The 13632-nt window shown below is 69.8% G+C and carries 11 protein-coding genes; 5 read left to right on the top strand and 6 right to left on the bottom strand.

Features of this window, described 5'->3' with window-relative positions; genetic code table 11:
• Positions 1 to 35: 35 nt before the first annotated feature.
• Positions 36 to 1388: a type I glutamate--ammonia ligase gene (gene glnA, locus AMIS_RS06810; RefSeq protein ID WP_041829595.1), complete on the bottom strand. Its 1353-nt coding sequence runs from the start codon at positions 1386 to 1388 to the stop codon at positions 36 to 38.
• Positions 1389 to 1500: 112 nt separating this feature from the next.
• On the opposite strand from glnA, the gene AMIS_RS06805 reads away from it, so the two are divergent.
• Both AMIS_RS06805 and panB read left to right on the top strand, forming a co-directional pair.
• Positions 1501 to 3300 (top strand): NAD+ synthase, encoded by a 1800-nt coding sequence (locus tag AMIS_RS06805; protein WP_014441466.1) that lies wholly within the window; start codon positions 1501 to 1503, stop codon positions 3298 to 3300.
• Between the two features lie 100 nt (positions 3301 to 3400).
• Positions 3401 to 4231, top strand: a complete 831-nt coding sequence (gene panB, locus AMIS_RS06800; RefSeq protein WP_014441465.1) for a 3-methyl-2-oxobutanoate hydroxymethyltransferase — start codon at positions 3401 to 3403, stop codon at positions 4229 to 4231.
• Positions 4232 to 4374: 143 nt separating this feature from the next.
• On the opposite strand, the gene AMIS_RS06795 is transcribed toward panB, so the two are convergent.
• From AMIS_RS06795 to AMIS_RS06775, 4 genes are all read right to left on the bottom strand, one after another.
• Entirely contained in the window at positions 4375 to 5841 is a 1467-nt protein-coding gene (locus AMIS_RS06795; RefSeq protein WP_014441464.1) for an RNB domain-containing ribonuclease, read from the bottom strand.
• A 67-nt stretch (positions 5842 to 5908) separates the two neighbouring features.
• Positions 5909 to 8203 (bottom strand): hypothetical protein, encoded by a 2295-nt coding sequence (locus tag AMIS_RS42325; RefSeq protein ID WP_157434756.1) that lies wholly within the window; start codon positions 8201 to 8203, stop codon positions 5909 to 5911.
• A gap of 459 nt (positions 8204 to 8662) precedes the next feature.
• On the bottom strand, positions 8663 to 8869 hold the full coding sequence (locus AMIS_RS41515; RefSeq protein WP_014441462.1) for a hypothetical protein: 207 nt from the start codon (positions 8867 to 8869) through the stop codon (positions 8663 to 8665).
• 122 nt (positions 8870 to 8991) lie between these two features.
• A complete protein-coding gene (locus AMIS_RS06775; RefSeq protein WP_014441461.1) occupies positions 8992 to 10017 on the bottom strand; it encodes an aspartate-semialdehyde dehydrogenase in 1026 nt (341 codons plus the stop codon).
• 102 nt (positions 10018 to 10119) lie between these two features.
• On the opposite strand from AMIS_RS06775, the gene AMIS_RS06770 reads away from it, so the two are divergent.
• Positions 10120 to 10917 carry a class I SAM-dependent methyltransferase gene (locus AMIS_RS06770; RefSeq protein ID WP_014441460.1) on the top strand — a complete coding sequence of 266 codons (798 nt, stop codon included), beginning with the start codon at positions 10120 to 10122 and terminating at the stop codon, positions 10915 to 10917.
• Positions 10918 to 10997: 80 nt separating this feature from the next.
• Positions 10998 to 11765, top strand: coding sequence for a sulfite exporter TauE/SafE family protein (locus AMIS_RS06765; RefSeq protein WP_014441459.1), 768 nt, complete (start codon positions 10998 to 11000; stop codon positions 11763 to 11765).
• 136 nt (positions 11766 to 11901) lie between these two features.
• Here AMIS_RS06765 and AMIS_RS06760 read toward each other — a convergent pair whose 3' ends face one another.
• Complete coding sequence (locus tag AMIS_RS06760) at positions 11902 to 12252, bottom strand: toll/interleukin-1 receptor domain-containing protein (protein ID WP_172666565.1); 351 nt, start codon at positions 12250 to 12252, stop codon at positions 11902 to 11904.
• A gap of 205 nt (positions 12253 to 12457) precedes the next feature.
• Between AMIS_RS06760 and AMIS_RS06755 the strand changes: the two genes are divergently transcribed.
• The gene (locus AMIS_RS06755) at positions 12458 to 13516 is read left to right on the top strand and encodes a type I glyceraldehyde-3-phosphate dehydrogenase (protein WP_014441457.1); all 1059 of its coding nucleotides are present in this window, start codon (positions 12458 to 12460) and stop codon (positions 13514 to 13516) included.
• Positions 13517 to 13632 lie beyond the last annotated feature (116 nt).

Raw genomic sequence — 13632 nt, 5'->3', positions numbered from 1 at the left:
CGGGGAGGATCGCCGCCGCCTGGCGTCTCTTCGGATCAGAGCGCGCCGAGGTACCGCTGGCGCTCGTACGGCGTGACCTCGCGGCGGAACTGCTCCCACTCGGCCCGCTTGTTGCGCAGGAAGAAGTCGAAGACGTGCTCGCCGAGCACCTCGGCGATCAGCTCCGAGCCGGCCATCACCTCGATCGCCTCGGACAGGTTCTCCGGCAGCGCCTCGTAACCGGCGGCCTTGCGCTCGGCCGGCGACAGCGACCAGACGTCGTCCTCGGCACCGGGGGGCAGCTCGTAGCCCTCCTCGATGCCCTTGAGGCCGGCGCCGAGCATGACCGCGAAAGCCAGGTACGGGTTGGCCGCCGAGTCGATCGACCGCACCTCGACGCGCGCCGAGCTGGGCTTGCCGAACGCCGGCACCCGGACCAGCGCGGAACGGTTCAGGTGGCCCCAGCTCACGAACGCCGGCGACTCGGTGATCCGGTCCGGCAGCTGCAGCGGGAAGAGCCGCTTGTACGAGTTCACCCACTGGTTGGTGATCGCCGTGTACTCCCGGGCGTGCACCAGCAGACCGGCGATGAACGCCCGTGCCGTCTTCGACAGCTTCTGCGGGTCCTCGCTGTCGTAGAAGGCGTTGCGCTCGCCCTCCATCAGCGACAGGTGGGTGTGCATGCCGGAGCCCGGCTGGTCGGTGTACGGCTTCGGCATGAAGGTGGCCTTCACCCCCTGGGAGAGCGCCACCTCCTTGACCACGTGCCGGAACGTCATGATGTTGTCGGCGGTGGTGAGGGCGTCCGCATAGCGCAGGTCGATCTCCTGCTGGCCGGGGGCGACCTCGTGGTGGCTGAACTCGACCGAGATGCCGATCCGCTCCAGCGCCAGCACGGCCTGCCGGCGGAAGTCCCGGGCGATCGCGTGGGTGGTGTGGTCGAAGTAGCCGCCGCTGTCCACCGGAATCGGCACCGAGCCGTCGCTCGGCCCGTCCTGGATCAGGAAGAACTCGACCTCGGGGTGGGTGTAGAAGGTGAAGCCCTTCTCGGCGGCCTTGGCCAGGGCGCGGCGCAGCACGTGGCGCGGGTCGGCCCAGGCGGCGCTGCCGTCCGGCATCAGGATGTCGCAGAACATCCGGGCGCTCTCGCCGCTGACGCCGCCCTCGAACGGGAAGACCTGGAAGGTGGTCGGGTCCGGCATGGCGACCATGTCCGACTCGTAGACCCGGGCGAAGCCCTCGATCGCCGAGCCGTCGATGCCGATGCCCTCCTCGAAGGCCGACTCGAGCTCAGCCGGGGCGACCGACACGCTTTTCAGCGTGCCCAGCACGTCGGTGAACCAGAGACGGACAAAACGGATGTCGCGCTCCTCGAGCGTGCGAAGCACGAACTCCTGCTGTCGGTCCACTTCCACCCCTCGTGCCGGTATCGATCCTTCCCGCCGAGACTACGCTGACCACGGCCTGTGACGTCGCCCTGGGTCAGGATCCAAAGGCCCCTTCCCGGGGAAGAATGAGGCCATGCCCACGCTGCGGATCGCCCTTGCTCAAGTGAACTCGACGGTCGGTGACATCGGCGGCAACGCGGAGGCGATACGCCGCTGGTCGCGCGAGGCAGCCCGGGCCGGCGCGCACCTCGTCGCCTTCCCCGAGATGATGCTGACCGGCTATCCGATCGAGGACCTGGTCTTCCGGAACTCGTTCGTCGCCGAGTCCCGCCAGGCGCTGCACGACCTTGCCGCGGCCCTGGTCGGCGATGGGCTCGGCGAGCTCGCCGTGGTGGTCGGCTACGTGGACGCCGACGGGCCGGCGCACACCAGCTCGGACGCGGTGGCCGGGAGCGGCCGCCGGGACGCGTCGGCGCTGCTCTACGGCGGCGAGGTGGTCGCCACCTACTTCAAGCACCACCTGCCCAACTACGGCGTCTTCGACGAGGACCGGTATTTCGAGCCCGGCGGCGCGCTGACCGTGGTCCGGCTCGGCGAGGTGGACGTGGCGCTGACCGTGTGTGAGGACATCTGGCAGGCGGGCGGGCCGTTCACCGCGGCACGGCGGGCCGGCGCCGGGCTGGTCGTCAACATCAACGCTTCGCCCTACGAGCTCAACAAAGATGATGTACGGCTACCTCTGGTGCAGCGGCGGGCCGCCGAGGCGGGCGCCACCGTCGCCTATGTGAACGCGGTCGGCGGGCAGGACGAGCTGGTCTTCGACGGTGACTCCATGATCGTGTCGCGGGACGGGGAGTTGCTCGCGCGGGCCGGGCAGTTCACCGAGGGTCTGCTCGTACACGATCTGGATCTGCCGGCGGCGGATGCGGTTCCGAATCCGGAGGGGTCGACGGATGCGGTGGCGCCGCGGGTCGAGGAGTCGATCGCGGACGAGATGGAGATCAGTCGCGTATCAGTAGTGGGCTTCCGGACTGACATCTCGGACAGTTCGGCTAAAGGCGGCATCGCCGAGCGGATCGCGGATGAGGCCGAGGTGTGGGCCGCTCTCGTGCTCGGCCTGCGCGACTATGTCAACAAGAATCGCTTCAGGTCGGTCATTCTCGGCCTGTCCGGCGGCATCGACTCCGCCGTGGTCGCGGCGATCGCTGTCGACGCCCTCGGCCCGGACCGCGTCGTCGGCGTCTCGATGCCCAGCGGCTACTCCTCCGAGCACTCCCGCGACGACGCCGCCGAGCTGGCCAAGCGCACCGGCGTCGACTACCGGACCGAGCCGATCCAGCCGATGGTCGACGCGTTCCTGGCGAACATGTCGCTCTCCGGCGTCACGGTGGAGAACCTGCAGGCCCGGGTCCGCGGCGTGATCCTGATGGCGCTCTCGAACCAGGAGGGCCACCTGGTGCTGACCACCGGCAACAAGAGCGAGCTGGCGGTCGGGTACTCGACGCTCTACGGCGACTCGGTCGGCGGGTTCAATCCGCTCAAGGACGTGCCGAAGACCATGGTGTGGAAGCTCGCCCGCTGGCGGAACGCCCAGGTGAACGCGCCGATCCCAGCGCCGATCCCGGAGAACTCGATCACCAAGCCGCCGAGCGCCGAACTGCGGCCGGACCAGAAGGACTCGGACTCGCTGCCCGACTACGAGCTGCTCGACCCGATCATCAAGGGATACGTCGACCACGACATGGGCCGCGCCGAGCTGGTCGACGCGGGCAACGACCCGGCACTGGTCGACCGGGTGCTCCGCATGATCGACCTCGCCGAGTACAAGCGCCGCCAGTCCGCGCCAGGCACCAAGATCTCGGGCAAGGCGTTCGGGCGGGACCGTCGCCTCCCCATTACGAACCTGTTTCGAGAAGGCGAAAAAGCCGTGTGAAAACCTCCACTGACCTCTGACCGTCGGACGGTTCCCGGTGCGACGATTTATCGCACCCGGGGACCGCAGCCGAGCGGCCTCGAGGGAAGGAGATAGCGAGATGTCGGAAATTCCCACCCTGTACGGCGGACCCCCGACCCGTCGCGTCCGCACCCGTGACCTGATCAACGCGAAGGCCCGCGGCGATCGCTGGCCGATGCTCACGTCCTACGACATGTACACCGCGTCGATCTTCGACCAGTCGGGCGTACCGGTCCTGCTGGTGGGCGACTCCGCCGCGAACAACGTCTACGGCCACGAGACCACCCTCCCGGTCACCGTCGACGAGATGCTGCCGCTGGTCAAGGCCGTCGTCCGGGCCACCAAGACCGCGCTGATCGTCGGGGACCTGCCGTTCGGCAGCTACGAGGAGGGCCCGACGCAAGCGCTGCGCACCGCGGTCCGCTTCATGAAAGAGGGCGGCTGTCACGCCGTGAAACTCGAGGGCGGCCGCCGGATGGCCCCGCAGATCGAGGCGATCACCGGCGCCGGCATCCCGGTCATGGCGCACATCGGCTTCACGCCGCAGCGCGAGCACACCATCGGCGGTTACCGCGTGCAGGGCCGCGAGAACGAGGGTGCCGAGGTCATCTCCGACGCCCGCGCGGTCGCCGACGCGGGCGCGTTCGCCGTGGTCCTGGAGATGGTCCCCGGCGAGGTCTCCAAGCAGATCACCAAGGAGCTGCAGATCCCCACGGTCGGCATCGGCGCCGGCCCGGACACCGACGCCCAGGTGCTGGTCTGGCAGGACATGGCCGGTCTGCGAACCGGCAAGGCTCCACGCTTCGTCAAACGCTACGCCGACCTGGCCGGCGCCCTGACAGAGGCAACACGCCAATTCGCCGCCGAGGTCAAGAGCGGCGAGTTCCCCGCCGCCGAACACACCTTCTGACCCACCGACGGTACGGGGGATCGCCGCTCCCGAGCAGCGATCCCCTCCCACGGGAGTATTCGATCGCGGCGAGGGGCGTGAGCAGGCACTCGTCGAACCGGCTCCGGCTCAGGACGTGGCGTCGCCGTACCCGGAGTCCCGGGTCAGGCCGCCTCGAAGCGAACCGTCCGGGTTGCCGGGTCGGCGGTGGTGAGACGCACCGGGACCCGCTGTCCCAAAGGCAGATCACCCAGGCAGCGCGCCCGGACCGCCGGGTCGTCGATGGCGATCGTGCCCTGCGGCGGGCGCTTCTCGGACGGCTCCTCCCGGTCCAGCACGGCCGCCTCGAACGTCTCCCCCACCCGATGCTCCAGCAGCACCGCCTCGGCCAGGTCGATCGCGCCACGGTCGGCCGCCGAGGCGATCCGGTCGGTGGCGGACATCGCCTTCGGCAGCCGGGGCAGCGCCTCGACGGCCCAGTCCGGCACCGGCCGGACCTCGTGCAGCGCCAGGCAGATCTCCGTCGCGTACCTGTCGGCGAGCCGTCGCAGCGGTGCCGTGACGTGCGCATACGGCGCGCCCACCCCGCCGTGCCCGGTCAGCTCCGGCACACCCGGCACCACGCTTCCGCCGTTGCCGTTACCGCCGGCCTCGGGCGGCTGCACCCCGAAGGCCGTGTACGCCGCCCCGCGCAACAGGTCGGCCGCCTGCTCCAGGAAGGCCGCGCCACGCGGGTTCGCCGGGTCCACGGCGGCGACCACCGCTCCCACCGAGGCGCCGGACGGCCAGGCGATGCCCAGCGAGGCCGCTGCGGCGCGCAGTTTCTCCACCGCCTCGGGCTTCGGGGCCGGCATCGTACGGAGCAACCCGATGCCGCCGGACAGCATGATGCTCGCCGCGGCCATGCCGGTCAGCAGGGAGATCTGCGCGTTGTCCTCCTCGACCGGCAGCGGCGCCCGGAGCACCAGCCGCCAGCCCTCACCGTCGCGTTCGAGCTCCTGGGACGGCAGGGGAAGGTTCACCGCGCCCCGGTCCGCGGCGCGCCGGGCGAGCAGGGCGCCGATCTCCGGGAGCAGCGCGACGGACTCCGGAGCGGTCCCGGCGTCGACCTGTTGCTGCACGCTGTCGTAGTCGAGTTTCGCCCGGCTGCGGACCCGCGCCCGCTCCAGCTCCACCGCGACTGTCGCGCCGTCGGCGTCCAGGTCGATCGTCCACAGCACCGCGGCACGGTCGGCGTCCGGGAACAGGCTCACGGCGCCCTCGCTGAGCACCGGCGGGTGCAGGGGGATGCGGCCGTCGGGGAGGTAGACGGTCTGACCCCGTACCCAACTCTCCTGCGCGACCGGACCGCCTGCCGCAACGAACGTGGCGACGTCCGCGATCGCGTACCGCACCCGGTAACCGCCGCCGGCACGCCGGCTCAGATGCATCGCCTGGTCCAGGTCGCGGGAGGAAGCCGGATCGATCGTCACAAACGGCACGTCGGTCCGGTCCGTCGCCGGAAGCGCCGTGTCCCGCGCGGCCGCCTCCGCGTCGGCGAGCACGGCAGCCGGGAACTCCTCCGGCAACCGCAGTTCCTGCCGCAGCCCGGAGAAGTCGATCTGGGGCGCTATCACCTTTTTGATCGGCACCCGCCATTCCTATCAGGCGGGGTGATGCGCCGCGGGCCACGCCCTTCGGCGTGGCCCGCGTCAGTCGCTATCGCTTGCGCGTCGCTTTCACCGGCTCGGCGGTGCGAGACCTGGCATTCACCCCACTGGTACGGGTGACCCGAGTCGCCTTGGCCGCATTGGCAGCGGGGCTGCTCACTTTGGCCGCGGCGGATCTGTTGGCGGAAGTCCGGCCGACGGTTCCGGTCGTGGTGGCTTTCCGGGCGGTGGCCGCTTTGGCGTTGGCCTTGGCGGCGGGGGCTTTCTTGGCGGCCGCGGTCGTGGCCTTTGCCGTAGCACCCTTTGCCGTGGCGGCCTTTGCCGTCGCGGCCTTGGTGGCGGTGGTTCGGTTCGCGGTCGCTTTTGTCGCCGTGGCCTTGGTGGCGGCCGTCTTCGTGGCCTTTTTGGCGGCGGTCGCCGGTTTCGCGGCCGTCGCTTTCGTCGCTTTTGCAGTCGTCGCCTTGGCCGCAGTCGCCCTGGCAGCAGTCGCCTTGGTGGCGGTTGCCCTAGTGGCGGTCGCCCTGCTCGTCGCCGTCTTGGATGCGGCCGTCTTCGTCGCAGCCGTCTTTGCCGCGGTCATCCTGGTCGCAGCCGCCTTGGTCGCCTTCTTCGCGGCTGTGGCCTTGGCAGCGGTTGTCTTCGCAGGTGTAGCCCGGGAGGCGGTCACCTTGGCAGCCGTGGCCTTAGCCGCAGCCGCCTTGGTCGCGGCGGTCTTGGCAGTCTTCTTGGCAGCCGCAGCCTTCGTCGCTGTTGTCTTAGCCGCCGTTGCCTTCGCGCCCGCCGACTTAGCCGCGGTCGCCTTGGCCGCCGTCGCCTTGGCCCCAGTCGTCTTGGCCGCCGCTGTCTTGGCCGCAGTCGTCTTCGCAGCGGTCGCCTTGCTCGCTGTCGCCTTCGCAGCGCTTGCCCGCGACACAGCGGCCTTTGTGCCCGTCGCCTTAACGCCAGCAATCTTGGAAGCCGCGGTCTTGGCGGTGGCCCGGGTAGCCGCAGTCTTGGCGACACTCCTGGAACCCACGGTCTTCGCCGCGGTGGTCTTCACTGCCGCGCTCTTCGACGCCGAAGCTTTCGCAGCGGTCGCCTTCACAGCGGTCTTCTTGGCTGTGGCCGTCTTGGCTCCGGCCGTCTTAGCTGTGGCCTTAGCCGCCGTGGCCTTGGCCGTCTTGGCTGTGGCTGCGGTGGACTTGGCTGCCGTGGCCTTGGCCGCGGTGGACTTCGCAGCTGTGGCCTTGATCGGCGTCCGCTTGGCGGCAACGGCCTTGGCCGTTCCCGTCATCTTGGCGGTTGCCTTCTTCGCAGCCGCAGCACCGCCGGGCACAGCCCTCTTAGCCGCAGTCGTCTTTGCAGCAGTCGTCTTAGCCACAGCCGTTCTAGCCGAAGCCGCCTTAGCCCCCGCGGTCTTCGCCGCAGCCGTCCTCGTGGCCGCAGCCTTAGAAGCCGCCGACTTCGCCGTGGTGGCCCTCTTAGCCGTGGCCTTACCAGCCCCAGCCGCAGTTCCAGCTCCAGCCTTGGCCGCAGCAGCCGCCCGAGGCGCAGCAGCCGCCCGAGGCGCAGCAGCCGCCCGAGGCGCTACCTCTTCGGAAGCGACCCCCACCGCAGCCGCCTTCTTGACGCCCACCCCCGAGACCCGAGCCACCTTGGCCCCGGTGGTCCGAGCCGGCCCAGCCTTCGCCACCCGAGCCCCACCGGGCCGAACCGCGGACGAAGCCCCCACCCCAGCGGAAGCCCCGTTACGCCGAACCTCCACATCCGCAACAGCGGGAGAAACAACCGGCGCCGGTTCTTCCTCAGCAACCACCTCAGACACTGACAAATCGCCCTCAGACTCAGGAACATCGTCCTCGCTCAGCGACTCATCCGACGACGCCCCATCCCCGGACTCCGGCTCATCCCCGGAACGGTCCCCACCGGACCCGAGCGCCTCCAGATCCGGCCGGTCCGATCCCCACTGGTCCGAATCCGTATGCGGCATGGCCGGCCCGGAGTGCCGCGGGAACCATCCCCGCTCGAACGGCACGTCCTCGATCTGGCTGGGATCGACCTCATCCATCCTCCGCAACTCCTCCGTGGAGACGGTGACCTGCCCCTGCGGATGCGCGCTCATCGCCGCGGCGACCCGCCGCGGCCGCCCGGACCGAGCCACCGGCACCACAGCTTTCGGAGCGGCCACCGGCTTCACCGCACCGCCACGTTTCTGCTTCACCACGGCGACCTTCGGCGCAGACGCGGCAACCTTCGACGCAGACGCGGCAACCTTCGACGTGGAAGCGGCAACCTTCGACGCGGACCCCGCACCCGGCTTCTTCTGCTTCACCACAGCCGATTTCGCCCCGGCGCTCCGCTTCACCGCAGGTGCCACCTCAGCCTTGCGAACAGCCTGCTTGGGCGCCGCGGCCGCAACCGCCTTCCCGGTTCGCCGGGCGCCTTTGGACGCAGCACCAGCACCAGCACCAGCACCAGCACCAGCCTTACCGGCAGACGCCGCACCGGCGCCCTTCTTCCCGGCGGTGCCCGAACGGCTGGACTTGGCCGCCGGCTTCTCCTCAGGAACCCGAGCGGTGACCCGCGACTTCGAAGCCGGCGACCCCGAAGACTTGGCCGAGGATTTGACGGCCTTGGAACCGCCACGAGCGGCGGGCACAGCGCTACCGGAAACCGCTCCCCGAGCGGACGCGGCGGGTCTCATCGTTGCCTTTTTGGCAGCGGGCATCGAGGTGTTCCTCCTTGCGAATGACTGCGGGCACGTCTGCGCCGGAGACGGCTCTACCGCGACTCAACGATTCGACGGCCGGAGTAGTCCGTGCATTCAGCTGGCTTCCCCTGTCCAGCGGGCATCCTCGGCATCCCACTCGGCATTGCGCTTCTCGACGGTGTCGAGTGCCCGCGTCGCTTCGTCGGCCGTGGCGTAGGGACCGAGCCGGTATTGGGCGGGACACACCTGGTCGCCGCTCTCAACCCGGTGGTCGCGGAGGCACCAGAAGTACCCTGCCCCGCCGAGCCCACTGTCGTTCATTCCATCACTGTGCCGCTAAAACCGGCCATGCGCTACCGATTCGGGCAAAAAGTCCCAAATTTCCATGCAAAAAAGAACTGCCCCGGCCGAAACCGGGGCAGTTCACAAACGACGGAGTGCAATCAGCGGAGTTCAGCCGCGACCAGCTCGGCGATCTGCACGGCGTTCAGAGCAGCACCCTTACGCAGGTTGTCGTTCGAGATGAAGAAGGACAGACCGTTCTCCACGGTGGGGTCGACCCGGAACCGGCCCACGTAGGACGGATCGCGACCGGCCGCCTGCAGCGGGGTCGGCACGTCGAAGAGCTCCACGCCGGGCGCGGTCGCGAGCAGCTCACGCGCGCGAGCCGGTGACAGCGGCCGGGCGAAGCGGGCGTTCACCTGGATCGAGTGACCGGTGAAGACCGGCACCCGCACGCAGGTCCCGGAGACCAGCAGCTCCGGCAGGTCCAGGATCTTGCGGCTCTCGTTGCGGAGCTTCTGCTCCTCGTCGGTCTCGCCGGAGCCGTCGTCCACGAACGAGCCGGCCTGCGGGATCACGTTGAACGCGATCGGCTTCGGGAAGACCCGGGACTCGGGGAACTCCACCGCGGAGCCGTCGTGGGTCAGCTCGGTGGCCCGGTCGGCCACCTTCTTGACCTGCTCGTCGAGCTCGGCCACGCCGGCGAGCCCGGCGCCGCCGACCGCCTGGTACGTCGTGGCGACCATCGCGACGAGACCCGCCTCGTCGTGCAGCGGCCGCAGCACCGGCATGGCCGCCATCGTGGTGCAGTTCGGGTTCGCGATGATGCCCTTCGGACGGTTGCGGGCCGCGTCCGGGTTCACCTCGGCGACGACGAGCGGGACGTCCGGGTCCATCCGCCAGGCGGAGGAGTTGTCGACGACGACCGCGCCGGCCTCGGCGACGCGCGGCCCGTACTCCTTGGAGCCGCCCTTGCCCGCCGAGAAGAGCACGATGTCGAGACCGCTGTAGTCCGCGGTCGCCGCGTCCTCGACGGTCACCTCGCCGGTCCCCCACGGCAGGGTCCGGCCCGCGGAGCGCGCGGAGGCGAAGAGACGAAGCTGGTCCACGGGGAAGGCGCGCTCGGCCAGGATGCGGCGCATGACGCCACCGACCTGTCCCGTCGCGCCGACGATGCCGATCCTCATGCACACCAAAATACGGCCTGAACTGCGTACCAAGAAATCTGGTTGTCCAATATCCGGGAAACATGTCTCAAAATCAGGGACAGCAGGTCTAGCTTCGACGGCATGGCGACGTACACGCACGGACACCACGAGTCGGTCTTGCGCTCGCACCGCTGGCGCACCGCAGAGAATTCGGCGGCCTACCTCCTGCCGCATCTTTCCTCCGGAATTTCCCTGCTGGACGTCGGATGCGGCCCCGGCACCATCACGGCGGACCTGGCGAGGAGGATCACACCCGGCCGGGTCACCGCGCTGGAGCGCACCGCCGACGCGCTCGACCTCGCCCGCGCCGAGGTGGGCCGGCACGCCCTGCCGAACGTGGACTTCGCGGTGGGTGACGTGCACGCGCTGGACTTCCCGGACGACACGTTCGACGTGGTGCACGCCCATCAGGTGCTGCAGCACGTCGCCGATCCGGTCACCGCGTTGCGGGAGATGCGCCGGGTCACCCGTCCGGGCGGCGTGGTGGCGGCCCGGGACAGCGACTACGCGGGATTCCACTGGTTCCCGCTGGTCCCCGAGCTGGACGAGTGGCTCGCCCTCTACCAGCGGGTGGCCCGCGGCAACGGCGGCGAGCCGGACGCCGGTCGGCGGATGCTGGCGTGGGCGCGTGCCGCCGGCTTCACGGACGTCACGGCGACCGCGAGCGTCTGGTGCTTCGCCACCGACGAGGACCGTCAGTGGTGGGGCGGCATGTGGGCCGATCGCATCCTCAAGTCGGATATGGCCGACACCGCACTTCGCACGGGGGCCGCGACCGAAACTGATCTGCAGCGCATCTCCGCCGGCTGGCACCGCTGGGCCGACGATCCCGACGGCTGGTTCGCGATCCCGCACGGCGAGATCATCTGCCGCGCCTGACGGCGCCGTCTCAGGTTCCCACCCCCGCTTGGGTACGACCGGAGCACCGTACCCGGAAAGCCCGTAGATTCACTCGCACCATGGATCTCACGCACATCCTCCTGCTGGTCGCCGCCGGTGTCGCCGCCGGTGCGGTCAACGCGATCGCCGGCGGCGGCTCCCTGATCACGTTCCCGGCGCTGATCGCCACCGGCCTGCCGTCGATCGACGCGAACGTGACCAACTCGGTCTCGGTCTTCCCGGGTTACGTCTCCAGCGTGGCCGGCAGCCGCGCGGACCTCGCCGGCCAGGGCAGCCGGGTGCGCCGGGCCCTGGTCGCGGCGGCCCTCGGGTCGGTGGCCGGGTGCGCGCTGCTGCTGCTCACCCCGGCCCGGGCGTTCGAGGTGGTGGTGCCGTTCCTGGTGCTCGGCGCGGCGGCGACGCTGGCGTTCCAGGAGCGGCTGCGCGGCCTGGTCGGGCATCCCCGGGCGATGTCGCCGCGGCGCGCGGCGATCACGCTGCAGCTGGTGGTGTTCGTCGGCGCGATCTACGGGGGCTACTTCGGAGCGGCGCTGGGCGTCATGTACGTGGCGGCGCTCGCGCTGATCCTGGACGAGCCGCTGAAGCGGATCAACGCCTTGAAGAACGTCCTCTCCGCGACAGTCGGGCTGGTAACGGTGCTGGTCTTCGCCCTCTTCGCGGACGTGAACTGGGCGGCGGTGCTGACGCTCGCCCCGGCCACGGTGGTCGGCGGGTACGCCGGGGCCCGCCTGGCCCGCCGGATGCCGGCGCACATCCTGCGGTACGTGATCGTCACGTTCGGCACGGCCATCGGCCTGGTGCTGTTTTATCGGGCGTTCCTCGGGTAGTTCGGCCGGGAGCCCGGCGGCGGGGGTGCGGTCCGCCGCCGGGCCACCGACCGGCCGGTCGCCATCCGGCCGAGAGGTGCGGTCCTGTGCGCCGCGAGTACCGGGTTCGAAGCGTCTTCAAACCTGCCGCCGTCGATTAACCCGATCGGATGACGACGAGGGTGTGCAGCAACTCCCGGACCTCGTCCTCACCGAGCCCGTCCAGCCCGTGCGAGCCGGGCAGCGGCGGTGCCGAGGCGTCCACCCGCAGCAGGATCAACCGGCCGCCGGCGGCGGACACCCGTTGCCAGTCCGCAGGGGTTCCGGGGTGCTCGGCGGAGAGGAGGACGATCACCGGATCCGAGCCGGAGAGCGCGAGCGTCAGCCGATCGGCGAAGTCGGAACGTGCACAGTGCACCTCCACCGGGTAGCCTGCCGCGCGCAGCTCGACGGCGATCCACTGCGCCCATGGCCCGTCGGGGACAGCGTGCGAGACGAGGATAGGCACGTCCACAGCATGCCGTAACTCAGTCCACAGTGCTGTGGAGGCTTTGATGTCCATCGCTGGAGGGGTGTGAGAATGTCGTGCGTTGACGTGCAACTTGCACAACTCATAGTGTCGATGTCGTGACGCGGGGTAGACCCTAGGTAGAACGGGGCGACCTGGTCACGGGGGAAATGCTGACAAAGCATCCGGAGTCGAGGAGCGCTCGATGACTGTCGCGATCGGTATCAACGGGCTCGGGCGAATCGGAAAAAGCTTGACCCGGATCGTGGCTGCTCTGCCGCGAGCCGACGTCGAGATCGCCGCGGTGAACGACATCGCGTCGACCGAGAAGCTGGCCTACGGGCTGCGGAGGGACAGCGTCCGCGGCGCGTTCCCGGGGACGGTGACCGCCCGCGGCGAGTACCTGGTGGTGAACGACCACGCGATCCGCGCGTATCACCACGAGCGGCCGGAACGGATCCCCTGGGCCGAGGAGGGGGTGGACGTCGTCATCGAGGCGACCGGCCGATTCCGGGCCGGGACCGCGGCGCGGTCGCACATCACCCACGGCGGCGCCCGCAAGGTGGTGATCAGCGCGTCGGCCGACGACCCGGACGCGTTCCTGGTGTTCGGCGCGAACCACAACAGCTACGACCCGGCCGTGCACGACGTCGTCTCGCCGGCCTCGTGCGGGGTCAACGCGCTGACCGTGATGGCGAAGGTGCTGCTCGACCGGTTCGGCCTGCGGTCCGTGCACACCTCGGTAATGCTCGCGACCCAGGGCTGGCAGCGGGTGCAGGACTCGGTGATCGGCACGTCCCGGGACGACCCGCGGCTGGGCCGGGCCACCGGGGAGAGCATCATCCCGCACAACTACGTAGTCGGTGACCTGGTACGCGTCGCGCTCCCCGAGATCGGCGAGATGCGCTACAGCTACTACTGCGTGCCGACCCCGATCGGCTCGCTCGCCGAGATCTCCGGGCAGACCGACCGCCCGGTGACGGTCGAGGAGGTCAACCGGGCGATGGCCGAGGCGGCAGCCGGCCCGCTGCGGGGCATCCTGGCCTACGACCCGGACCCGACCGTCTCGATCGACGTGAAGAACAACCCGGCGTCCTGCCTCTTCGACCCGTCCGGCACGCAGACCACCGCGGACGGCGGGGTCAAGGTGCGCGGCTGGTTCGACAACGAGTGGGGCTTCTCGAACCGATTACTCGATCTGGCCCAGCTGGTGGGAGAACGCTTACCCGTCCCGTCAAGCCAGGTGAGCTGGAGCGCGGCCTGATGGCCTTCTTGGCTGCACCCCTCGGGGCGGCGGACGATTGGGGCAATATCCAGGAGTGAACCAACCTTCGCGGCCGGCACCGAGGCGTAGCTTCGCGTCAGATGTCGGCATAAATG

Source organism: Actinoplanes missouriensis 431, assembly GCF_000284295.1.
Lineage (GTDB): Bacteria > Actinomycetota > Actinomycetes > Mycobacteriales > Micromonosporaceae > Actinoplanes > Actinoplanes missouriensis.
The sequence above is the reverse complement of the archived record's forward strand: the minus strand, read 5'-3'. Positions and strand labels throughout refer to the sequence as shown.